23 protein-coding genes and 1 tRNA gene are annotated in these 23,024 nt (G+C 34.0%); 3 read left to right on the top strand and 21 right to left on the bottom strand.

Features of this window, described 5'->3' with window-relative positions:
* Positions 1-298: 298 nt before the first annotated feature.
* The 21 genes from KGI96_RS00315 to KGI96_RS00215 all read right to left on the bottom strand — a co-directional run bounded on the left by KGI96_RS00315 (position 299) and on the right by KGI96_RS00215 (position 20,196).
* Positions 299-375: transfer RNA gene (locus KGI96_RS00315), tRNA-Asp, on the bottom strand.
* Between the two features lie 100 nt (positions 376-475).
* Complete coding sequence (gene dnaQ, locus KGI96_RS00310) at positions 476-1,237, bottom strand: DNA polymerase III subunit epsilon (protein WP_211598082.1); 762 nt, start codon at positions 1,235-1,237, stop codon at positions 476-478.
* 101 nt (positions 1,238-1,338) lie between these two features.
* The gene (ettA, locus tag KGI96_RS00305) at positions 1,339-3,009 is read right to left on the bottom strand and encodes an energy-dependent translational throttle protein EttA (protein WP_211598080.1); all 1,671 of its coding nucleotides are present in this window, start codon (positions 3,007-3,009) and stop codon (positions 1,339-1,341) included.
* A gap of 78 nt (positions 3,010-3,087) precedes the next feature.
* Positions 3,088-3,984 (bottom strand): EamA family transporter RarD, encoded by an 897-nt coding sequence (gene rarD / locus KGI96_RS00300; RefSeq protein WP_211598078.1) that lies wholly within the window; start codon positions 3,982-3,984, stop codon positions 3,088-3,090.
* Between the two features lie 62 nt (positions 3,985-4,046).
* Positions 4,047-5,342, bottom strand: a complete 1,296-nt coding sequence (locus tag KGI96_RS00295; protein WP_211598076.1) for an AmpG family muropeptide MFS transporter — start codon at positions 5,340-5,342, stop codon at positions 4,047-4,049.
* Positions 5,343-5,496: 154 nt separating this feature from the next.
* Positions 5,497-6,951, bottom strand: a complete 1,455-nt coding sequence (locus KGI96_RS00290) for an alanine/glycine:cation symporter family protein (protein ID WP_211598074.1) — start codon at positions 6,949-6,951, stop codon at positions 5,497-5,499.
* Between the two features lie 117 nt (positions 6,952-7,068).
* Positions 7,069-7,980 (bottom strand): permease-like cell division protein FtsX, encoded by a 912-nt coding sequence (ftsX, locus tag KGI96_RS00285; protein ID WP_211598072.1) that lies wholly within the window; start codon positions 7,978-7,980, stop codon positions 7,069-7,071.
* 10 nt (positions 7,981-7,990) lie between these two features.
* On the bottom strand, positions 7,991-8,653 hold the full coding sequence (ftsE, locus tag KGI96_RS00280) for a cell division ATP-binding protein FtsE (RefSeq protein WP_211598070.1): 663 nt from the start codon (positions 8,651-8,653) through the stop codon (positions 7,991-7,993).
* Between the two features lie 162 nt (positions 8,654-8,815).
* Entirely contained in the window at positions 8,816-9,709 is an 894-nt protein-coding gene (locus tag KGI96_RS00275; protein ID WP_211598068.1) for an ABC transporter permease subunit, read from the bottom strand.
* Positions 9,710-9,724: 15 nt separating this feature from the next.
* Positions 9,725-10,729 (bottom strand): ABC transporter permease subunit, encoded by a 1,005-nt coding sequence (locus KGI96_RS00270; RefSeq protein WP_211598066.1) that lies wholly within the window; start codon positions 10,727-10,729, stop codon positions 9,725-9,727.
* 106 nt (positions 10,730-10,835) lie between these two features.
* Positions 10,836-12,428: an ABC transporter substrate-binding protein gene (locus KGI96_RS00265; RefSeq protein WP_211598064.1), complete on the bottom strand. Its 1,593-nt coding sequence runs from the start codon at positions 12,426-12,428 to the stop codon at positions 10,836-10,838.
* 222 nt (positions 12,429-12,650) lie between these two features.
* Positions 12,651-13,913 (bottom strand): UDP-N-acetylglucosamine 1-carboxyvinyltransferase, encoded by a 1,263-nt coding sequence (gene murA, locus KGI96_RS00260; RefSeq protein ID WP_211598062.1) that lies wholly within the window; start codon positions 13,911-13,913, stop codon positions 12,651-12,653.
* Positions 13,914-13,985: 72 nt separating this feature from the next.
* Positions 13,986-14,243: a BolA family protein gene (locus KGI96_RS00255; protein WP_211598060.1), complete on the bottom strand. Its 258-nt coding sequence runs from the start codon at positions 14,241-14,243 to the stop codon at positions 13,986-13,988.
* 21 nt (positions 14,244-14,264) lie between these two features.
* Positions 14,265-14,591: an STAS domain-containing protein gene (locus tag KGI96_RS00250; RefSeq protein WP_211598058.1), complete on the bottom strand. Its 327-nt coding sequence runs from the start codon at positions 14,589-14,591 to the stop codon at positions 14,265-14,267.
* A gap of 8 nt (positions 14,592-14,599) precedes the next feature.
* Positions 14,600-15,238, bottom strand: coding sequence for a phospholipid-binding protein MlaC (mlaC, locus tag KGI96_RS00245; RefSeq protein WP_211598056.1), 639 nt, complete (start codon positions 15,236-15,238; stop codon positions 14,600-14,602).
* A 40-nt stretch (positions 15,239-15,278) separates the two neighbouring features.
* Positions 15,279-15,788: an outer membrane lipid asymmetry maintenance protein MlaD gene (gene mlaD / locus KGI96_RS00240; RefSeq protein ID WP_211598054.1), complete on the bottom strand. Its 510-nt coding sequence runs from the start codon at positions 15,786-15,788 to the stop codon at positions 15,279-15,281.
* Positions 15,789-15,806: 18 nt separating this feature from the next.
* Positions 15,807-16,583, bottom strand: a complete 777-nt coding sequence (gene mlaE, locus KGI96_RS00235) for a lipid asymmetry maintenance ABC transporter permease subunit MlaE (protein WP_211598053.1) — start codon at positions 16,581-16,583, stop codon at positions 15,807-15,809.
* Positions 16,580-17,383, bottom strand: a complete 804-nt coding sequence (mlaF, locus tag KGI96_RS00230) for a phospholipid ABC transporter ATP-binding protein MlaF (protein WP_211598052.1) — start codon at positions 17,381-17,383, stop codon at positions 16,580-16,582. Before mlaF ends, mlaE begins: the two co-directional genes overlap by 4 nt.
* Positions 17,384-17,427: 44 nt before the next feature.
* Positions 17,428-18,060 (bottom strand): MBL fold metallo-hydrolase, encoded by a 633-nt coding sequence (locus KGI96_RS00225; protein ID WP_211598051.1) that lies wholly within the window; start codon positions 18,058-18,060, stop codon positions 17,428-17,430.
* Positions 18,061-18,073: 13 nt separating this feature from the next.
* Complete coding sequence (gene mepK / locus KGI96_RS00220) at positions 18,074-18,634, bottom strand: peptidoglycan L,D-endopeptidase MepK (protein WP_211598050.1); 561 nt, start codon at positions 18,632-18,634, stop codon at positions 18,074-18,076.
* A gap of 104 nt (positions 18,635-18,738) precedes the next feature.
* Positions 18,739-20,196, bottom strand: a complete 1,458-nt coding sequence (locus tag KGI96_RS00215) for a L,D-transpeptidase family protein (RefSeq protein ID WP_211598049.1) — start codon at positions 20,194-20,196, stop codon at positions 18,739-18,741.
* A 278-nt stretch (positions 20,197-20,474) separates the two neighbouring features.
* Here KGI96_RS00215 and dksA point away from each other — a divergent pair, with 278 nt between their 5' ends.
* The 3 genes from dksA to folK all read left to right on the top strand — a co-directional run bounded on the left by dksA (position 20,475) and on the right by folK (position 22,922).
* Complete coding sequence (gene dksA, locus KGI96_RS00210; protein WP_211598047.1) at positions 20,475-20,924, top strand: RNA polymerase-binding protein DksA; 450 nt, start codon at positions 20,475-20,477, stop codon at positions 20,922-20,924.
* 106 nt (positions 20,925-21,030) lie between these two features.
* A complete protein-coding gene (pcnB, locus tag KGI96_RS00205; RefSeq protein WP_211598045.1) occupies positions 21,031-22,455 on the top strand; it encodes a polynucleotide adenylyltransferase PcnB in 1,425 nt (474 codons plus the stop codon).
* Complete coding sequence (gene folK / locus KGI96_RS00200) at positions 22,455-22,922, top strand: 2-amino-4-hydroxy-6-hydroxymethyldihydropteridine diphosphokinase (RefSeq protein ID WP_211598042.1); 468 nt, start codon at positions 22,455-22,457, stop codon at positions 22,920-22,922. Before pcnB ends, folK begins: the two co-directional genes overlap by 1 nt.
* The last annotated feature ends 102 nt before the right edge of the window (positions 22,923-23,024 follow it).

The following is a 23,024-nucleotide window of genomic DNA, read 5'->3' as shown; positions in this document are numbered from 1 at the left end:
TAATTAAAGGGGTATTTTAATATGGAGGGGTTGTTAAGTATGTAAATACATAGCAATAGCGAATGGAAAACAAAATTATGTAGCAATTAATACATCACTACAATTTTAAAAATAATTTTGTTTTTTAAGTAAAAAGAACTCTTATTTATACCGTTGTCAAACTTACAATAGTTAAAGACTAAGACATTTATTTATCATAAATAATATCTTTCTAGCATTAAAAATAAGGGGTATCTAAAGGGGTACTTCGGTGGAAATAAATGCAAGTTATTGAAAAACAAAGCATTTAAATAAAAAATGGCGGAATGGACGGGATTCGAACCCGCGACCCCCTGCGTGACAGGCAGGTATTCTAACCAGCTGAACTACCACTCCACTGTAAACAAGGTGTATAATAATGATTTAATACTACGTCGTCAAATCTTTTTTTTCAAAACTATATTTAAATGTTGCTAAAATAAACAAAAGTTAGTTTTCAATGTAGATTTTTTATATCATCTTTCTCTTTTAATAACCAAATACAATTTCCTTTCGATTTTTTATCTACTGATGCTAAATAATCTAAATGAGCTTGCAACTCTTCTTCCGTTGGTCTTAACACCACTAAACCGCTAGTATCAAGTGGTATTTTTACATTTGTTGTTTCATTATTAGTTGTGGGTTTTATCTCTTCATTATCACTTAATAAAGCAATTTGACCACCAGTCATCATTAAATACACATCAGCAAGAATCTCAGCATCCAGTAATGCGCCGTGAAGTACACGCTTAGTATTATCTATTCCTAGTCGTGAACATAAGGCATCTAAACTATTTCGTTTTCCTGGATACATTTTACGAGCCATTAATAACGTATCAGTAACCTCGCACATTTCAGCCGTTTTAGGTGGCGGATTTTTTAAAAATGAAAATTCGTGATCCATAAAGCCGACATCAAAGGGGGCATTATGAATAACAAGCTCTGCACCTTTAATAAAATCAACAAACTCATCAACAATCTCAGCAAAGCTTGGTTTATCTTTTAAAAAGTCATTGGTAATACCGTGAACTTTAATTGCTTCTTCTTCCACTTCACGTGGTGGTTTTATATAGACGTGATACGTTCGTCCTGTTAGGCGACGATTTATCACTTCTACAGCCCCAATTTCAATGATGTTATGCCCAATATATGGCTTTCCATTAAAGTTCATACCTGTTGTTTCGGTATCTAGTACTACCTGTCGTTGAATTTTTTCCATAATGATTTTTAGTTAAATTAAGCGGTTAGGTTTTGATGATTTTTTGCAAAATATAAAATGTTAAAGAAAGACAGGGCATGCCCTGTCTCTACGGATTTTAATTATTTTGTGATACGTTTATATTTAATACGTGTTGGTTCAATCGCTGCTGCTCCAAAGGTTTTCTTTTTCCACTCTTCGTAGTCTGAGAAGTTACCTTCGTAGAACGTTACTTTACCTTCATCGCCGTAATCCAAAATATGGGTCGCAATACGGTCTAAGAACCAACGGTCGTGGGAAATTACCATTGCACAACCTGGGAATTCTAAGATCGCATTTTCTAATGCTCGCAAGGTTTCCACGTCAAGATCATTGGTTGGCTCATCAAGTAACAACACGTTTCCGCCCACTTGCAATAATTTTGCTAAATGTAAACGTCCTCGTTCTCCCCCTGAAAGTTCGCCAACACGTTTTTGTTGATCCACACCTTTAAAGTTAAAGCGTCCAACATAAGCACGGCTTGGAATTTCAAAGTTACCGATCGTTAAAATATCTTGTCCGTTAGAAATTTCTTCCCATACCGTTTTACTGTCATCCATTTCATCACGGAACTGATCGACGGATGCTAAAATAACGGTATCACCTAAAGTTACTGAGCCTTTATCTGCTTGCTCTTTACCTGAAAGCATACGGAATAATGTGGATTTACCTGCACCGTTCGCACCGATAATCCCAACGATTGCCCCTTTCGGAATGGAGAAAGATAAATCATCAATCAAGGTACGATCGCCATAAGATTTGGTTAAGTTTTGCACTTCAATCACTTTATCCCCTAAACGTGGACCAGGTGGAATAAAGAGTTCGTTGGTTTCGTTACGTTTTTGGTATTCGCTTGATGTTAATTCATCAAAACGAGCCATACGTGCTTTTGATTTTGCTTGGCGACCTTTTGGATTTTGACGTACCCATTCAAGCTCTTTTTCAATGGATTTTTGACGAGCACTTTCTGTTGCTTGCTCTTGGGCTAAGCGTTTCTCTTTTTGCTCTAACCACGTTGAGTAATTGCCTTCCCAAGGAATACCTTCACCTCGGTCAAGCTCTAAAATCCAACCTGCAACATTATCTAAGAAATAACGGTCATGGGTAATTGCTACAACAGTACCTTCATAATCGTGTAAGAAACGCTCTAACCACGCCACAGACTCAGCATCTAAGTGGTTGGTTGGTTCGTCCAGCAATAACATATCAGGTTTTTCTAACAATAAGCGACAAAGTGCCACTCGGCGGCGTTCCCCACCTGATAAGTTAGCAATTTTTGCATTCCATTCAGGTAAACGTAACGCATCAGCTGCACGCTCTAATTGGTTTTGTAAATTGTGTCCGTCGTGAGCTTGAATAATCGCTTCTAATTTACCTTGCTCTGTGGCTAATTTATCAAAATCAGCATCAGGATCAGCGTAAAGTGCGTAAACTTCATCTAAACGAGTTAATGCATTTTTAACTTCTGCTACGGCTTCTTCAACCGCTTCTTGTACGGTTTGCTCAGGATCTAATTTAGGTTCTTGTGGTAGATAGCCGATTTTGATCCCTGGTTGTGCTCGCGCTTCACCTTCAAATTCTTTATCAACGCCCGCCATAATACGAAGTAAGGTTGATTTACCCGCACCATTTAAACCTAATACCCCAATTTTTGCACCAGGGAAAAAGCTTAATGAAATATCTTTTAATATCTGACGCTTAGGTGGAACAATTTTGCCCACTCGATGCATCGTATAAACAAATTGTGATGACATTATTTATCCTTTCTTTGTATTTTGAAAATCTGAGGGATAGTTTACTCGAAAATCAATAAAAAATATATCAACAGTAAATTATTTATCCTTTATTCGCTGAGTAAAATTAGCTTTCTTCTGATAAAGTAACGCATCAAATGAATAAATCAGTATAGCAATCCAAATAAAAATAAATCCGATAAATTTATACATATCAAACGCTTCACCGAATACCACTAAACCGCAGAAGAATTGTAGTGTTGGACTAATGTATTGCAAAAATCCGATTGTTGATAATTGAAGTGTTTTTAAGCTATTGGTCATTAACATTAACGGCAATAAAGTGACAATACCACCACATATTAATAATAATTGCGTACTCAAAGAACCATTAAAAATTGCTTGGCTATGATTTCCAAATAATATATACAATGCTGCAGGTATCACAATTAACCCTGTTTCAATAAACATTGCAGTTTGGGTATCTAAACTTACCTTCTTACGTAATAAAGCATAAATTGCAACAGTACTTGCCAGACCGAGAGCAATAAAAGGAATTTGTCCATAAACAATAGTTAAAAAGATAACACTAAATAGTGCTAGAAAAACAGCGATAGTCTGTAAGGGGCGTAATCGTTCACCTAAAAATATGATACCTAATAATACGTTACATAAAGGGCTAATATAATAACCTAAACTTGATTCTAAAATATGTCCATTCGTCACAGCCCAAATATAAATCAACCAATTACCACTGATTAATAACGAGGTAATCAATAGAATTAATATATTTTTTTTAGTTTTAACACTATGAAAAACTTGAATAAGTTTATTTCTAGCAATAATCACTATCAGCAATAAAACAAATGACCATAAAATGCGATGAGCAATGATCTCTGTCGCAGGAATAGACTTGAGCAAAGCCCAATATAGAGGGAAAAGCCCCCATATAGAATATGCTAAGATAGCTTGTATCAAGCCTACTGATAATTTCATATTACCTCAATAGTTAGACGCTATAAAATCAAGTTAATTTGAATAAAAATTGTAAATTAAAACTACTCAAAGCTTACTCTTTTATCATTCCAAGGAGCAACCCAGAATAAACAAATCATTCCTGGAATTGCAATAAAGAAACAGCAGATAAAGAAGTGATAATAACCAATTTGTTCAACCACCCATCCAGTACCTGCTCCAAGTAATTTACTTGGAAGAGCATATAAACTCGTAAAAATAGCCAACTGCATTGCGGTATACATAGGATTGGTTTCTCTTGCCATAAAAGCAACAAAAGCAACGGTTCCTAATCCTACACCGAGATACTCTCCTGAAATCACAACACCTAATTTAATCAATTCGTTTGCACCTATTGTTTCTGTGTCAAAATGACCAAAACTTGCGAGATAAACAAAACCAAGAATAGTAATAATTTGTACCGCACCAAATATCCATAATGCTCGGTTTACTCCTAGTTTAATCATCGCCACTCCACCAATGATACCTCCTGCAATACTGCACCAAAAAGAGGTTGTTTTAACCACTAGAGCAATATCAGATTTGGTAAACCCCATATCTAAAATAAATTTAGTTTGAAGAGTCGTTGCAAGAGAATCACCTAATTTATATAGGAAAATAAATAAAATTAAACCAATTGCTCCATATACGCCTTTACGGGTAAAAAACTCTTTAAAAGGGTCAACAAAGGCAGTGTAAAAAGGTTTGTTGTGTTCAGTTTTGGGAAAAATTTTCTCATCACTAAAAAATACCGTAATTAATAATCCAGGTATTAAAAATGCAGAGGTAATCATAAAAACACTTTCCCAAGGCATATGATCTGCTAGTGCTAATGATAGACCACCTGGGATTAAACCTGCAACACGATAAGCATTCACGTGTATAGAATTTCCTAATCCAAGTTGATTATCGGTTAAAATTTCACGGCGATAAGCATCAATTACAATATCTTGAGTAGCGGAGGCAAATGCAAAACATAGTGACAGAACTGAAATCAATGCAATATCTTTTTTAGGATCAAAAAAACCATAACTACCTAAAATCACAATAAGCACGATTTGAGAAATAAAGATCCAGCCTCGACGACGCCCTAAAAAAGGAAAAGGATAACGATCCAATAATGCTGCCCATAAAAATTTAAAGGTGTAAGGTAAAGAAATTAATGTAAAAGCTGCAATCGTTTTAATATTAAGATCTTCGGAAGTAAACCACGCAGGAATCAGTTGAATTAAAACAAATAATGGCAAACCGGAACAGAAACCAGTATAAATACAAAGTAACATATTTTTAGTAAAAATTTGTTGCCAAATCGATTGTGGTGGTAGAGCTATCTCGGTCATTTTATTTCCTTAAGTAACCAACAAAGATGTCCGTAGTCTACTCTTTTTATAAAAAAAAGAAAAATAAATTTGGTAAATTTTGATCTTAAAGTGACCGCTTAATCTAAAAAAACCCAACTAAAATTAGCTGGGTTTTCTCTTAAATAAATAATAATTATTTAATGACTATATTTTTATCACTATGACGTTCCCAAGCATCTATATCAATATCTAAACGTTCATATTGCTGAGCATCAAAGATAGGTTCTTCAATACCTGCATCTAATTGATTTCTGTAATCCTTCAACAGTTTTACTGCTCGAGGGAAAAGCATTATTAATGCTAATAAATTAGTCAATGCTAATACTCCCATTAAAGGATCAGAGAAGAAGAATACATCTGTCGCACCAGGCGCTACTGCACCCAAGAATAAGATTCCAATTACCGCTAAACGTAAGATAAATACAGGTACTTTTGCTTTCTCAGCACTTCCAGCAAGGAAACTTACCCCATTTTCACCCATATAGTAGTTATAAATAATAGAACTAAATGAGAACAGTAAAATTGAGAATGTTAATAAGTAGCTTACCCAGTTACCAAAGTGACCAACCAATGACTGCTGTGTTAACACTACGCCATCAATTTCAACACCTGGTTGATATACATCACCTAATAAAATAATAAACGCCGTTGCACTACAAATTAACATAGTATCAATAAAAACTGACAGAGCTTGTGAAATACCTTGGCTCACAGGATGATTTGCTTTCGCTGTTGCTGCTACATTTGGTGCTGAACCTAAACCTGCTTCATTTGAGAATAAACCTCGACGCATCCCTTGTGCAATCGCGACACCCATTCCACCACCAACAACAGAATCAATACCAAATGCATTTTTTACCACACTTATAATGAGTGCAGGTACTTCTGTGATATTTATTACAATCACAACAATAGCAAGTAGAAGATAAATTAATGACATTAATGGCACAATAATATCCGCAGCTTTCGCAATGCGTTTAATTCCACCAAAAATAACAAGTCCACCAAAGACAACTAAAAATATACCCGTATAAAGACGATCAATACCTAAACTATCTAATGCAGCACCAGCAACAGTATTACCTTGAAAAGCATTAAAACCGATAGAAAAAGAAAGTGTTAATGCAACCGCATAAATTACGGCTAACCAACGATAATCAGGACCTAATCCGTGTAAAATATAATGAGCAGGACCACCACGATATGTACCATCTGCTTCTTTACGTTTATAAAGCTGAGCTAAAGAACATTCAACAATACTGGTCATCATTCCAATAAGTGCCACAACCCACATCCAAAATACAGCACCTGGACCACCTAAACTGATAGCAACTGCAACACCTGCAATATTACCACCACCAACGCGACCTCCGATAGAAACCAATAAAGCCTGACGTGAGCTCACTGAGTCAGGATCATGACTCTCTTTTTCAGATTTGAAAACATTAAACATGCGTCCAAAATATCTAAATTGGGCAAAACCACCTACAGTAGTAAATAGTAAACCAAATACAATTAACATTGGAATTAATGCCCAACCCCAAGTTAGATCATTAATGGTATCGAAAAATTGATGAATATATTCCATAGTTAGAAATCTCCTAATTTTTTATTTCAGGTCAGAACTCTAACAATAAATGGCAAAACGATCAAGCATTATTGATAACTTTTTCTTATCACTAATATTACTTTTTATACGTTAAAATTAAATATTTTTTGTTGCAACCTTGGCTGATAACCAACCAATAAAGATACAAAAAATAATAACGAAAAAGATTTCACTAAAATTGAAATGGTTTAATTCAAATTTCACCACAAAAAGATCAGCTACATATCTCACCACATTTGAAAAATAGCTAGCTACAACTAAAGCCAGTAATATTGCTAAAATACTGCCAAGTAACCCATAAATCATTGCAGTATAAATAAAACGACGAGCAATAAAATACTTAGTTGCTCCCACTAACTGCATAACTTCAATCGTTGCTTTATTATTAGAAACCTCAGTACGAACACTATTAGCAATAACTAAAAAAACAGAAATTGACATCAATAATGCACAAATAACGCCCACTTTAGCAATTAACCAAGTAAGAGCCGTTAATTTTTCCAACCACTCATTATCAAGACGAACTTCTTGTATTCCTTTAATGTTTTGAAGCTCATTTCTAAATAACAGCATATGTTCTGTATCACTAAATTCTTTTTTTGGTTTAAGAATAACAATAGTAGGTAATGGATTATCATCTAAAATATCTAATGCCTTACTAAAGCCTGACCATTGACGAAAATCATTTAAACTTTGTTGACGAGAAATAAACTCAAAATTTTCCATTTTATCTGGTTCAAATTGACGAATTTTCTCCACAATCAAATTAACACTACTTTTAGATAAATTTTTATGCAAATAAATCGTTAATTCTTGTTCTGGATAAAATTGTGTTGCTGCATTATGTGTATTTTTCCACAATAAATATCCCACCATTGGAATAGTTAAAGAAACAGAAATAACTAAAACGGTTAATAATGTCCCAAGTTTATGCTGCAATAGATCCTGCCAAACAATTCGCCAAATATAGCGGGTTTGTACACTAAAAATATTAAATAACTGAAACATTATTATTTCCTTAACTGATTCTTTTTAAGTGACCATCTTCAAGTCCCAAACAAACTTTAGAACTTTGATTTATTATATTGGTATCGTGGGTTGCAATTAAAACTGTTGTACCTGATTGATTAAATACTTCAAATAAACGAAGAATATCAAATGATAACTTTTCATCCAAATTCCCTGTCGGTTCATCGGCTAACAAAAGCTGAGGACGATGAATTATTGCTCTGGCAATATCTACTCTCTGTTGCTCTCCTCCAGATAATTGCATTGGGAAATAATGAGTTTTATCTTCCAATCCAACTCTTTCTAAAGCTATTCTTGCTTCTCTTTCCACAATAGATTGCTTAATACCCATAATAATCAAAGGTAGCGCAACATTATCTAATATAGTTCGATCTGTTAATAGGGAATAATTTTGATGAACCATTCCAATTTGTCGTCTTAAAAAAGGAAGCTCTCTTTTAGGTAAACGTGTTATATCGTGTCCATTAAATAAGATTTTTCCACCATTCACTCGCTCCATTCCCATTATTAATTTTAATAATGTACTTTTCCCAGCCCCAGAAACACCTGTTAAATACGCCATTTCTCCAGCGGGAAGATGAAAGCTAATATCTTGCAATACAGGTCTTCTTGCACCAATATATGCTTTATTCACATTAGTAAACTGTATCATTTTTGCAAGAACCCTCTTTAAACAACTAAAATCGTTAGGCATTATATAGTAACACGAGATAAAACTTAAGCGTATTATTCATCTTTAATATTGTATATAAAAAACAAAATAGGTGAATGCTCAATTCACCTATTCTAATTTATAAGAAATTATCTTTAATAATTATTTCAACCTTGGATCCAACGCATCACGTAAACCGTCTCCCATAAGGTTGAAAGCTAATACGAGTAATAAAATTGCAATCCCTGGTATAGTAACCAACCAGTTAGCTGATTGCATAAAACCTCGAGATTCTGCCAACATTGTGCCCAGTTCTGGTGTTGGAGGTTGAGCACCAATACCTAAAAATCCAAGTGCGGCAAGCTCCAAAATCGCATTAGAAATACCCATTGTCATTTGAACAATAAGTGGAGCAAGACAGTTTGGTAGAATAATAATAAACATTAAACGGAATATACTCACACCAGTTACTTGAGAAGCGGTTACATAATCTCGTGTTTTTTCACTCATTACAGATGCTCTGGCTAAGCGTACATAACTCGGTATTGAGACAATAGCAATGGCAATCGCCGCATTAAAGAGTGATGGGCCTAAAATAGTTACTACTCCAATGGTTAATAACAAGCTAGGAATAGCTAGCATAATATCAACAAATCGCATAATTACTGCATCAAGCAAACCACCATAAAACCCTGCCAACAATCCAAAAAACACACCTAATAAACAGGATAAAACGACAATGAATAAACCAATAAATACGGACAATCTCGCACCATAAATGATACGAGATAACATATCTCGTCCAATATCATCAGTACCTAAGATATAAGTCCAATCTCCTCCTTCAAAAAAGGCGGGAGGTAACAATAATGCACTACGATTTTGCTCAATAGGATCAAAAGGAGCAACAAAATGAGCAAATACACAAATAAAAAAAACGAAAGCAATAAAGTAAAATCCTATTACTGCTCCTCTATTTTTTCGAAAATTAATCCAAAACTCACTTAAGAGGGATTTTGCTGGAGGAAGCGTGTTATCAATAACTGTACTAGACATTTTTTCTCCCTAAAATTAACTATGACGGATACGAGGATTAACCACGCCATATAATAAATCAACCATCAAATTCACAAAAACAATTACCATTGCAATAATTAATACTGAACCTTGTAACACAGGATAATCACGAGAGTTAATGGCATCAATTACCCATTTTCCAATACCTGGCCACGAAAAAATATTTTCAGTTAACACAGCTCCAGATAATAGCTGTCCAACAATTAATCCAACTACTGTAATAATAGGAATTAACGCATTACGTAATGCGTGGTTGATGATAATACGAGATTGCGTCAGCCCTTTCGCTTTTGCAGTACGAATATAATCTTGACTTAATACTTCCAACATTGATGAGCGAGTCATCCGAGTAACTACCGCTAGTGGGATAGTTCCAAGTACAATTGAAGGTAAAATCAAAGATTTAATCGCAGCAAAAAATGCCCCTTCTTCATCAGAATTCCACGTGTCAATTAACATAAATCCTGTATCTGTATCAATCCAATACTCTGCAGGTAATCGCCCTGATGCAGGTAAATCAAGAGGAATAGAAATATATAAAATTAAAATCAATCCCCACCAAAAAATTGGCATCGAATAACCTGTTAATGAAAGTGAACTAATTAAATGAGACCACCACGAATCTTTTTTAACCGCAGCAATAACACCTAAAACAATTCCACCAATTAATGACCACAATAACGCAAAAAATGCTAATTCAACAGTTGCAGGAAAGAGGGTAAAAAATTCTTTTAAAACAGGTTCATTATTTCTAAATGAATTACCTAAGTCTCCCTGAAAAATACCTTTTAAATAATTAAAATATTGTTGAGGTAATGAAAGGTCTAACCCAAGTTGATGCATCATTTGAGCATGAACTTCAGGACTCAGCCCTCGCTCTCCCATTCTAATTTCAATCGGGTCACCTGGAATTAAATGCACTAAAGCAAAAGTAATCAATGTTATTGCAAAAAAAGTAGGAATAACAGAAAGTAAGCGTTTTAAAATAAACTTTAACATTTATATTTTCTCAACTTAAATTAAATAAAAATGAAGCGGTAAGATTATAATCGATTTTTGCAAATTTTATATAAAATCTTACCGCTTGAATAACAAGATTCAATAACTATTTTAAATCAACATTATAAAAATCGTGTAATCCAAATGGACTCACAACATAACCTGTTACTTCTTTACGCACAGGGAAATACGTTGTTGAATGAGCAATAGTTAACCAAGGTGCTTGATCTTTAAATACTTGCTGTGCTTTTTTATAAAGTGCAGTACGCTCTGCTGGATCTGTTTTTTGAACAGCAGAAAGTACTAAATCATCAAATTCTTTATTACAGAATTTTGCATAATTAGACCCTTTTTCTTTCGCAGAACAACTTAATAGTGTATTTAAGAAGTTATCTGGATCTCCATTATCACCTGTCCAACCCATTAAGCCCGTTTGGTGATCACCTTGACGCATACGTTTTAAGTATTCGCCCCACTCATAGCTCACAATCTTGGCATTCACACCCACGTTTTTCCAATCTTCTTGGATAATCTCCGCCATACGACGAGCATTCGGGTTATATGGACGAGACACTGGCATTGCCCATAGTTCAACATCAAAACCATCTTTAAAGCCAGCTTCTTTTAACAACTCTTTTGCTTTCTGTGGATTATATTCATAATCTTTAACATCATCGTTATAACTCCACATTGTTGGTGGAATAGCATTTTTCGCGGCTTGCCCTGCACCTTGATACACAGACTCAATAATGGCCGCTTTATTAACAGCATAGCTTAATGCTTTACGTACTTTTAAGTTATCAAAAGGTTTTTTCTCAGTATTAAAGGCAAGATAACCAATATTTAATCCTGGTTTTGAAAGTAAGGTTATTTTTGGATCTGCTTTTAATTTTTCAATATCTGCTGGATTTGGATAAGGTGCTGCGTGACATTCCCCTTTAGTTAATTTTGCATCACGCACCGAGGCATCAGGGGTAATTGAAAACACTAAGCGATCAATTTTTGCTTTACCTTTCCAATAATCTTTAAAGGCTTTGTAACGTAAATTTGAATCTTTTTGGTAAGAAACAAATTTAAATGGTCCTGTTCCAATTGGTTGTGTATCAACCTCTTCAGGCGTTCCTGCTTTTAGCATTTTATCTGCATATTCTTTTGAAAAAATAGAAGCGAAATCCATCCCTAAGTTTGCTAGGAAAGGGGCATTTGGTACTTTCAGGCTAAACTTCACTGTGTAATCATCAACTTTTTCCACTTTATCAATAATACTTGCCATATCCATTCCCACAAAGTACTCATAGTTTCCTCCAGATACTTTATTATAAGGATGCTTTGGATTTAATTGACGATTAAAAGAGAATAAGACATCATCTGCATTTAAATCACGAGAGGGCTTAAAATTTTTATTACTGTGGAATTTTACCCCTTTACGTAAATGAAAAACATAAGTTTTGCCATCATCAGATACCTCCCATTTTTCCGCCAAAGAAGGAATAACTTTCGTCGTTCCTGCTTCAAAAGTGGTTAAACGGTTATAAATTGTTCGGCTTGCCGCATCTAATGATGCACCATCAGTTGCTAACTGAGGGCTTAAAAAAGACGGCGACGCTTCTAAGCAATAAACAAAAGTTTTAGGGGCTGCAAAAACAGTAGTAGATGCTATTGCTAATGTCATTAAAGAGAATTTTGTCATTTTTCTCATTGAGTTTTACTCCTATATGTTGTGTTTGAATTATTATTTTTTAAAGACTATTTTGTCTTCTTTTTTTAATTATGAGTCTATGACTATACAAGTTTTTTTATGAACTGCAATAGTTTTTTTAATGGGAAAGATGAAAAATGATCAAAAAATGTAAATTTTTTAAAATAAAAAAGCAATCTAGAAAGATTACTTTTATTAAAAATTTAAATTGATATGATAATATTATTCGGCAATTCGATCTATATTTGCACCAAGATTACGTAACTTTTCTTCAATATGCTCATAACCACGATCAATATGATAAATACGATCAACTACCGTTTCTCCATTTGCAATTAAACCTGCCAAAACAAGACTAATTGAAGCTCTTAAATCTGTCGCCATCACTTGTGCTGCAGATAGTTGTTCAACGCCGTGACAAATTGCCATATTTCCTTCAATTTCTGCTTTGGCTCCCATTCTATTCAACTCGGGAATGTGCATAAAACGGTTTTCAAATATTGTTTCTGTAATTGTACTAGTCCCTTCTGCAATCACATTTAACAAAGTAAATTGAGCTTGCATATCTGTAGGAAAGGCGGGGTGTGGCATTGTGCGAATATTCACCGCTTTTGGTCGTTTACCATGAGAGTCTAGAGTAATTGAGTTTTCATTCACTTCAACCTCCATTCCTGCTTCACGTAGCTTTTCGATCACCGCATCAAGGGTATGAGCCTTGGTACCATGACAAGTAATTTTTCCTTTAGAAACCGCTGCAGCAATTAAGAATGTACCTGTTTCAATACGATCAGGAACGATGCTATGTTCACATCCTAGCAAAGTTTCTACCCCTTCAATAGTGATAGTATCAGAACCAACACCCTCAATTTTAGCACCCATTTTATTCAAAAATTCTGCGGTATCAACCACTTCAGGCTCACGTGCCGCATTTTCAATAATAGTTGTGCCCTGTGCTAGGGTTGCTGCCATTATTACAGAAAGAGTCGCTCCAACACTGACTTTATCCATATAAACACGACAACCCATTAAACGTTCATTCACTTGTGCTTTAACATAACCTTGATCAAGAGTAATAGTTGCACCCATTTTTTCTAATGCTGAAATGTGCATATCCACAGGTCTTGCTCCAATAGTACAGCCACCGGGTAAAGAAACTTGTCCTTGATGGAAACGTGTTAAAAGTGGTGCCAATGCCCAAATAGATGCTCGCATTGTTTTCACTAATTCATAAGGGGCAATATAATGATTAATATTGCTGGCATCAATTTTTACTGCATTTTGCTCATCACGCTCAACAACAACACCTAATTCACGTAAAATTTTAAATGTAGTATCCACATCTTTTAGATCTGGTACATTCGTTAATGTTATAGGCTTAGTCGCAAGAATTGTTGCAAATAAGATTGGTAAAGCAGCATTTTTTGCTCCAGAAATTTGCACATCACCATTTAAACTAATAGGTCCTTTAACACAAAACTTTTCCATTTGAATTCCTTTATTAAATATTTTATAAAATTTGTAAATTTTTAATTAAATCTTACCGCTTAATACTTGTAATCAATTTGGAAAATTAAGAAGTTTTTCTCTCTTCCACTGCTCTTTTGTAAAGGTCTTAATAGTTAATGCGTGAATAACATTCGTGGTAAAAAGTTCGGTCAAAGGCGCGTAAATCATCTGTTGTTGTTTAACTTTTGAAAGTGAAGCAAAACTATCACTTACTGCAATAACACCAAAATGTGAACCATCACCCTGCACGTGGATTTCATCAAGTTCTAATGCTTTATTTAAGAGATCTTCTATCTGTTTTAATTCCATAATTACCGCTCTAGCTTAAAATTAGGTTGTAAACTGCTCTAACCATTCTTGCAAATCAAAAAGTTGTGCAAGATTAGTAATACTATTTGGTACATTTATAATATAATTCTTATTGTTTTTTGCATAAAAATGCAGCAATTCCATCAAAAGAGTGAACCCTGCAGAATCTATCTCTTTAAGATATTCAAGATCCCAATAAATACACTGTTTTAATTCTGGTTGCAAAAAAGAAGCACGTTGTTCCCATAAAGAGAACAACGTGTTTCTTGTTAAATTACCAGATAAAACAACCACTAAACCATCATTATTTACTTGAATATTCCATTGCAATATTTTTTGTGATTTCATAGCATCAATTATTTGCTTAAGGTAATAGGTTTCTGAGTAGATTTTTCTAAATCAGCGATTAAAACATCAATCCCTTTTTGGCGCAATATTCCACTCCACTCATTATGCTTAGTTGTAATCATACTAATACCTTCAGCAACCATATCATAAGCTTGCCATTCACCTGTTCTACTGTTCTTACGCCATTTAAAATTTAATTCAATTGGTTTTCTATCATCGTTTGCTAAAATATTCACTCGAATACCTACAATCAATTTATTATCAAGCGGTTTTTCTGTTTCAATCTCAATTTTCTGATTAGTGTATTGTGTCAATACTTGAGCATAAGATTGCTCAATAAATTGCCCAAAGACATCAAAAAATTTGTCACGTTGCTGTAAATTTGCACTTTTTAGATATTTTCCTAATACTTTTAGTCCCGCATATTTCACGTGAACATAAGGCATTAAATCATTACGAACAATAGTGCGTAAATAATTTGGATCCTTATTAATTTTATTTTGATTTGCTTTTATATCACTAAATAATTTATCTGCCGTTTGCTGCATTAATACGTAAGGGTTTGTATTTGCAAACGTTTGAGCAGAGAAAAGTGTTGATAAAGTGATAACTGTCGTAAAAATTAGTTTTTTCATTATTTTTATCATAGTTTTGTCAATCTCCGAGTAGTTATAACAAATAATTGTTTTATTGTGCGTCTAAATCTGGTTCATTTTTTGAACTATCTGATTTTTTATCACCATATAAAAATTGTCCGATTAAATCTTCTAGCACCATTGCTGAATTAGTGTCAAAGAATGTATCTCCTTCTTTTAATGTTGTGGTTTCTCCGTCAAGAACAAAGCCAATACCAAGAGCAATATACTGTTCACCTAGTAAACCTGCGGTTTTTATAGACAACGAACTAGTATCTGGGATATTATTAAATCTTTCATTAATCGCTAAAGTCACTTTTGGCGTATAATTTTCGGTATCTAAATTAATTTCTGATACTCGTCCAACAACAACCCCACCTACTTTTACAGGTGCTCGCACTTTTAGTCCGCCGATATTATCAAAAGTTGCATAAAGAGTATAGGTTTTTTCAGAAGAAAAACCTTGTACATTTGCAACACGTAATCCTAAAAACACCAATGCACCTAATCCAATAAGTACAAATAACCCTACCCAAAATTCATATTTTAACGATTGTCTCATTTTATTTTCCTTTTAAATCTAACCACCAAACATTATTGCAGTTAAGATAAAATCTAACCCTAATACAACTAATGATGCATTTACTACTGTTTTTGTTGTTGCCTGACTAATTCCTTCTGAAGTAGGTAGTGAATTATAACCATTAAATAAAGCAATCCAAACTACTGCAAAAGCGAAAAAAATACTTTTAATTGAACCATCGAGTAAATCTGTTAGAGTTACACTACTTTGCATCACAGACCAGAAACTACCAGAATCAACCCCTTTCCAATCAACACCAACGAGAGAACCACCCCAAATACCAATGGCTGTAAAAATAATAGCTAAAATTGGCATTGAAATAATACCCGCCCAAAAGCGAGGAGCAATCACTCGTCTTAGTGGATCAATCGCCATCATTTCCAAACTAGAAAGTTGCTCTGTTGCTTTCATTAAACCTATTTCTGCCGTTAATGCCGATCCTGCTCGACCAGCAAAAAGTAATGCCGTAACTACAGGTCCTAACTCTCTTAATAATGATAAGGAAACTAATTGTCCTAAACTGGTTTCTGCAGAAAAATCGACTAAAACGACATACCCCTGCAAGCCTAATACCATTCCAATAAATAAACCAGAAAGCATTATAATGAGCAAAGATTGTACACCTAAAACATATAACTGTTTAATGACTAAAGGCGTATTTTTTCTAAACTGCGGTTTTCCAACTAATGCTCCCCAGAGCATAAAATTAGCACGCCCAAATTCACGAAAAAATCGTACAACGGAAGAACCCAATAATGAAATAAAATTAATCACTGAAATAGCTCCTCTGTATAAGTTTTATTCGTTGGATAGTGAAAATGTACTGGTCCATCTGCATTACCCGCAAGAAATTGTATTACTCTAGGATCTTCACTTTCTATTAGCACTTTTGGAGAGCCTTCAGCAATGACTTTTTTATCTGCCACAATATAAGCATAATCCGCAATACTTAACACTTCATTTACATCGTGTGAAACAACAACAGAAGTTAATTTCAATGCTTCATTAAGCTTTTTAATTAATTCTACAATCACGCCCATACTGATAGGATCTTGTCCTGCAAAAGGTTCATCATACATTATTAATTCAGGATCGAGTGCAATTGCTCGTGCTAACGCTGCTCGACGAGCCATTCCGCCAGATAATTCAGATGGCATTAAATATGCCGCACCTCTTAATCCAACAGCCTCAAGTTTCATTAATACCATTTTTCTTATTAATTCTTCAGAAAGTTGAGTATGCTCTCTGATAGGGTAAGCTACGTTATCAAAAGTAGAAAGATCAGTAAACAATGCCCCTGATTGAAATAACATCCCCATTCGCTGACGCATTTCATAAAGCGTTTTATTATTCGCTTTACAAATATCTTCACCATCAAATAAAATTTCACCTGATTCAGGTTGAAGCTGTCCACCAATCAAACGAAGTAATGTTGTTTTACCAATACCTGATGGTCCCATAATAGCCGTTATTTTTCCTGCTTTTACACAAAGATTGAGATTATCATAAATCAGACGGTCGCCCCTACTAAAAGTCAGGTTTTTGACCTCAATTAAATTTTCTGTATTATGCATTCTATTTCTACTATATTCGTGAGAGTTGAAAGGTGAATTGTACCTTATTTTTTTAGAAAAGGGTTAGTTTGTTTTTCTTTACCGATAGTCGTATGAGCACCATGACCTGCAATAACAATAAAATCATCATCTAAATCAAGCATTTTTGTTCTAATGGAATGAAGTAATTGCTCAAGGTTTCCCATATATAAATCTGTTCGACCAATGCTATTTTTAAATAACACATCACCACTAAAAGTAATTTTATTTTGAAAATCAAAAAAACCAATATGTCCAGGTGCGTGTCCAGGTAAATGGCGAATATCAAATTTAAATTCTCCAAACTCAACAACATCACCTTCATTCAGCCAATGATCTGGTAAAAAGCCCTCAACTCTTGGAAAGCCATATTCTTCAGTAATTTGACCTAATTGTTCAAAAAGAGGTTGATCTGCTTGTTGTGAACCATAAATTTCCACACCAAAATACCGACGAAGTTGATCTGCTGCCATAATATGATCAAGATGGGCGTGAGTAATTAAAATTTTGGTTAAATTTAATTGATTTTGTTCAATATATTGAATTAAACGCTCACCATCATCACCTGGGTCAATAATAGCGGCATTCCTCTGGTTATCCCAAATGACAGAACAATTTTGTTGAAATGCTCCAACAGGAATAATTTGCAAATTAAACATAAAATGTCACCGCTTATCTACCACGCCAAGTGCGTACAGGACCAGTATCTATATGAACAAAATTACTACGAGGATAATAACCCACGCCACCATTATGCAAACTTAAGGCTGCTTGATACAAACGAGACAGCGGTACACCTGTTACTCTTAAATCAATGGCTTGTCCTTTGATATGATAACTCTGTTTAGCCACACCTCGACTACGACGATGCATTTTTGCATTTGTTCTAGCAGTACGATACCCACAAATAATCTTAACTTCTGCATTTTTTAGTGCGAGCTTTTTCTGAATTTGATCGATTTTCAAAAATAACTTGGGATCCATATTAGTGATCTTACCTGTTCTACGGTCACGAAGAATATAATTCAGTTTCTGTAATTCTTTCTTAACAAAATGCTTACCATTATGAAATTTTGAAACAAGATATTCATTTGTATTGATATTATGAAAACGCAAAGAACGTGGTTTTGAACCTGATAAGTGGGCCTGCACTGTAGAGGAAAGTAAGGTACTACCTAAGACAATCCCTCCTAACGAAAGCCAGCGACGACGATTATTATCAACTTGTTCCACAATTCCTCCCTTCATATTTATTAAAAAAATTATAAAAAACTCTATGTTAGTATCTTAAAAATAGATAAAGTTCCAAAAAATTGGAACTTTTAAGTAGTTGATAACTATTTTAGTAAAGTATTTATAGAATACAAATCAATGCCATTTAATCTAAATTTAGGATCTAAATGATAAACATCTGGTACACTTCGCACACTACCATTCTCAACCCAAGCGGTAACATAATAAAGATAGACAGGATTTTCCGATCTAATTTTAACAAAAGTCGTTTTCTCACTTCGATATACTTCTTTTTGCTTGGAAATATTCCAACCAGCTTCAGATAATAAAATTTCACTCAATTCTGCTGCTTTCTGTACTCGAACACAGCCTGAACTTAATGCTCGTTTTTTTCTTGAAAACACATTTTTATGAGGTGTATCGTGTAAAAATATCGCATCAGCACTTGGCATATTAAATTTATAACGACCTAAAGCCGCTTGTTTTCCTGGTTTTTGACGAACCATATAAGGAAATTTCTTCACATTTTCACCCTTGTAGTTTTCCCAGTCGATAGAGCTTGGCTCTACTTTTTCCCCTGAATAACTGATAATTTCAAATCCTTTTTTACTGCCATAATTTGGATCTTTAGCAAATTTAGGTATAACATCTTCTTCTAAAATTGTTGGAGGAATAGTCCAAGGAGGATTAACTACCACATCACTTAATTGACTAAATAAGATAGGTGTTTGGCGTTTTTTACGACCAACGACCACAACAGAATGTAATGCCAATGCGCCATTTTTATAGTAGTCCAGTTGATATGCAGGAATATTCACATACACGCCATTATTAAAGTTTGGAATAAGCCGTAAACGTTGTGCATTTAGTGCTAACTTAACAATGGTCATATTATCTATCGATTGGTTGCCTTCTGCTTCCGTGACTATTTTATTAATAATTTCTGTATATAGTTTATTATCACTTGGAATATATTTAGAAATAAATAATGCTCCATAGTTACTTTTAGCCAAGTCAACCCATTGTAATAATAATTGATCACTAAGCTCTTGTCTTTGATACGTGCTAGATTGATATAGCCATGAACTGATATTATTTTTTACATTTTTACTGTAATAAACATAATCTAGAAGTGCGTCTGTTAATAAAATATCCCTTTGCATACTTCCTTTAGGGCTTTCTATAATTTGTTTTAATGTTACTAAAGCACTATTCGAAACACCACTTGTAGCAAATACTATATAATCTCTCAAAAACATTTGTTCTGTTTTTTGATCTGTCCAAAGAGGTTCTAAATTAGCAAGAATATATACTTTCTTTAATTGATTTAAAGATTGTAATCTATTATTCTTCATTTTTTTGCGAATATAAGCCCCCACATCAGATAAAAGTTGAGGATTTTTCATTAATCGCTGAAATTTTGCTAATCTATTTTCTGTATGTATTTGCTGTTCTGTTAAGCTTAAATTTGGTAATACTTGAGTGACATTCGCTATCACAGATAAGGGGAAAACCATAATGCCGACTAATATTAATAATATAAGTTTTTTATTTTTAATCATATTTATCCTTAAGATAATATTATTTACAAGCTATAAAGTATTCGGCAAATTATTCTCATCACTCTCAATGATTAAATTTACATTATAAGGGCTGATTGTAACACAAATAGATCATTTTTGTTTTCCAATTTTTTTCGATTAATTTAAAAAAACATTTGCTAAATATATGTTTTTCTGATATTTGTAACGACCTTAAAAATAATCTTAATATTATAAATTTAAAAAAAACATATAACTTATTGTTATATAATAACTAATCATTCAAAAGGAGTTAAATTATGGTAAAAAAACCATCAGCATCTTCGTTAAGTTTACTCGCAATCGCTGGCGTTTCACCATATAAACCTAAAAAAAATGAAGAATATATGAGTGAATCACAAATTGCACATTTTCATAAAATTTTAACCGCTTGGCATACTCAAATTATGGATGAAGCCCAACGAACCAAAACACAAATGCAAGATGAAGTGACTCATTTTGCTGATCCATCAGATCGTGCCACTCAAGAAGAAGAGTTTAACCTTGAATTACGAAATCGTGATCGTGAACGCCGTTTATTAAAAAAGATTGAACTTACATTACAAAGACTTAAAGAAGATGATTATGGTTTTTGTGAAGCCTGTGGTGTAGAAATCGGTTTACGCCGCTTAGAAGCTCGTCCAACGGCTGAGTTATGTATTGATTGTAAAACATTAGCAGAAATTCGTGAAAAACATATGGGACGCTAGACTAGTAGTAACGAGGTGAATTATTTTTAATTATATTAAATCTTTTCTTTTTAAGAAAAAAAAATCTCACAACAACTCTTTTATTTCAAATAAAAAAATAAAAGAGATGGATTCTTGTGCGCCAAAAACATCAAATACACAAAAACCAAATAAAAAAGAAACACATCAGAAAAGTGATATGCCTTCACATATTTTACATAAAAATATTACGGTTAATGCCCCAAATTATGGCATTTCTAGACACAACATTTCAAAAAATGCACTTTCTATCGTAAATAAACTCTCTCAAAATAATTTTGAAGTTTATTTAGTTGGCGGATGTATTCGCGATATTTTATTGGGAAAACCCCCAAAAGATTTTGATATTGCAACCAACGCCCGCCCTGAAGAAATTAAACGTATTTTTGGACGACAATGCCGTTTAATTGGTCGCCGTTTTCGACTTGCACATATTGTTTATGGACGAGAAGTTTATGAAGTCGCAACCTTTAGAGCGGGGCATGATCAAAACTTAAATAATCAAATTTCTAAAACAAATGATCAAGGAATGTTATTGCGAGATAACGTTTATGGTTCATTAGAAGAAGATGCAAAACGTCGAGACTTTAGTGTTAATGCTCTTTATTTTGATGTTAAGCATAATTTAATTTTTGATTTTTTTAACGGCATTCAAGATCTCAAAGAGGGGAAATTACGTTTAATTGGCGATCCAACCACTCGCTATCAAGAAGATCCAGTTCGAATGCTTAGAGCCATTCGCTTTATGGCAAAACTGGATATGTTTTTAGATAAACCCACAGAGCAGCCTATCCGTCAATTGGCTCATTTATTACAACATATTCCAGCTGCACGTCTATTTGATGAATCATTAAAACTATTGCAAGCAGGTTATGGCGTAAAAACCTATGAATTACTACAGCAATATCATTTATTTGAAGTATTATTCCCTACTATTTCTAGTTCTTTCACTAAAGATAGTGACTCGAATGCAGAACGAATGATAACCAAAGCACTTACATCAACTGATGAGCGAATTCGTGATAATTTACGTATCAATCCTGCATTTTTATATGCTGCTCTACTTTGGTATCAGATGCGTGAAAAAATGGACGAACTCAAAAATGAGGGAGGACTGAATACTCACGATGCAATGATGCTCGCCGCCAATGAGATTTTAGCAGAAACCTGTAAAACCATTGGCTTACATCGTCGTCATACAGCAGTCATTCGAGATATTTGGCATCTACAATTTAAAATGACTAAACGTGTGGGTAAACGTCCTTATCAAACCCTTGCACATATTAAGTTTAGAGCAGGATTTGATTTGTTAGTAATGCGAGCTGAAATTGAAAAAGGGGATTTAGTTGAGCTGAGTGCGTGGTGGCACGAATTTCAACTAAGTAATGAAGTACAGCGTTCAGAACAAATCAAAAATGTTCACCCTCATCATAGTGATGATGAGAAGAAAAAACGTAAACCTCGCCGTAAACGTTATTACAAAAATCGTAAACCTAAAACAAGCATAGAATAATGGAAAAAGTGTACATCGCTTTGGGTTCAAACCTCAATAATCCGCTTGTTCAACTTAAACAAGCGGTACGATCTTTACAAAAATTTGCAAATTTTCAGGTAAGTTCTTTCTACACAAGTAAACCCCTTGGACCACAAGATCAACCTGATTATATCAATGCGGTTGCAAGTTTTGATACAGAGTTGCAACCATTGGAATTATTGGATTATTTACAAAATATCGAAAATCAACAAGGACGAGTCCGTTTACGTCGCTGGGGTGAGCGTACCCTTGATTTAGATATTTTGCTTTTTGGTAAAAAAGTGATCACAAGTGACCGCTTAATCATTCCTCATTATGATATGCAAAACCGTGAATTTGTGATTGTACCACTTTATGAGTTAGATCCTGAATTAATCTTGCCAAATCAAATGACATTAAAAACCTTATATACTAAATTTAAAAATCATCAGATGGTTAAAATTTAACACCTCCTCCTTACCTAGATTTTCTATCTATATAGTTTCGTAGATAGCTCTCGTTTTTTCTTATAATTACAGTATAATCTCACCCATATTTATTTGAGGAGT

Origin of the sequence: Phocoenobacter atlanticus subsp. cyclopteri (genome assembly GCF_018343795.1) — a bacterium.
GTDB classification, from domain to species: domain Bacteria; phylum Pseudomonadota; class Gammaproteobacteria; order Enterobacterales; family Pasteurellaceae; genus Phocoenobacter; species Phocoenobacter atlanticus.
Note: the sequence above shows the minus strand (reverse complement) of the source record. Positions and strands in the feature narration are given on the sequence as shown.

Bases quoted from the DNA above. Each gene is read 5' to 3' on its own strand.
- mlaD (WP_211598054.1), bottom strand. From the start codon at position 15,788: ATGAGACAATCGTTAAAATATGAATTTTGGGTAGGGTTATTTGTACTT.
- mlaF (WP_211598052.1), bottom strand. From the start codon at position 17,383: ATGCATAATACAGAAAATTTAATTGAGGTCAAAAACCTGACTTTTAGT.
- dksA (WP_211598047.1), top strand. From the start codon at position 20,475: ATGGTAAAAAAACCATCAGCATCTTCGTTAAGTTTACTCGCAATCGCT.
- KGI96_RS00265 (WP_211598064.1), bottom strand. From the start codon at position 12,428: ATGAGAAAAATGACAAAATTCTCTTTAATGACATTAGCAATAGCATCT.
- folK (WP_211598042.1), top strand. From the start codon at position 22,455: ATGGAAAAAGTGTACATCGCTTTGGGTTCAAACCTCAATAATCCGCTT.
- dnaQ (WP_211598082.1), bottom strand. From the start codon at position 1,237: ATGGAAAAAATTCAACGACAGGTAGTACTAGATACCGAAACAACAGGT.
- murA (WP_211598062.1), bottom strand. From the start codon at position 13,913: ATGGAAAAGTTTTGTGTTAAAGGACCTATTAGTTTAAATGGTGATGTG.
- KGI96_RS00270 (WP_211598066.1), bottom strand. From the start codon at position 10,729: ATGTTAAAGTTTATTTTAAAACGCTTACTTTCTGTTATTCCTACTTTT.
- ftsX (WP_211598072.1), bottom strand. From the start codon at position 7,980: ATGTTTCAGTTATTTAATATTTTTAGTGTACAAACCCGCTATATTTGG.
- KGI96_RS00255 (WP_211598060.1), bottom strand. From the start codon at position 14,243: ATGGAATTAAAACAGATAGAAGATCTCTTAAATAAAGCATTAGAACTT.
- KGI96_RS00225 (WP_211598051.1), bottom strand. From the start codon at position 18,060: ATGTTTAATTTGCAAATTATTCCTGTTGGAGCATTTCAACAAAATTGT.
- KGI96_RS00215 (WP_211598049.1), bottom strand. From the start codon at position 20,196: ATGATTAAAAATAAAAAACTTATATTATTAATATTAGTCGGCATTATG.
- KGI96_RS00295 (WP_211598076.1), bottom strand. From the start codon at position 5,342: ATGACCGAGATAGCTCTACCACCACAATCGATTTGGCAACAAATTTTT.
- ettA (WP_211598080.1), bottom strand. From the start codon at position 3,009: ATGTCATCACAATTTGTTTATACGATGCATCGAGTGGGCAAAATTGTT.
- KGI96_RS00250 (WP_211598058.1), bottom strand. From the start codon at position 14,591: ATGAAATCACAAAAAATATTGCAATGGAATATTCAAGTAAATAATGAT.
- ftsE (WP_211598070.1), bottom strand. From the start codon at position 8,653: ATGATACAGTTTACTAATGTGAATAAAGCATATATTGGTGCAAGAAGA.
- KGI96_RS00275 (WP_211598068.1), bottom strand. From the start codon at position 9,709: ATGTCTAGTACAGTTATTGATAACACGCTTCCTCCAGCAAAATCCCTC.
- rarD (WP_211598078.1), bottom strand. From the start codon at position 3,984: ATGAAATTATCAGTAGGCTTGATACAAGCTATCTTAGCATATTCTATA.
- pcnB (WP_211598045.1), top strand. From the start codon at position 21,031: ATGGATTCTTGTGCGCCAAAAACATCAAATACACAAAAACCAAATAAA.
- mlaC (WP_211598056.1), bottom strand. From the start codon at position 15,238: ATGATAAAAATAATGAAAAAACTAATTTTTACGACAGTTATCACTTTA.
- KGI96_RS00290 (WP_211598074.1), bottom strand. From the start codon at position 6,951: ATGGAATATATTCATCAATTTTTCGATACCATTAATGATCTAACTTGG.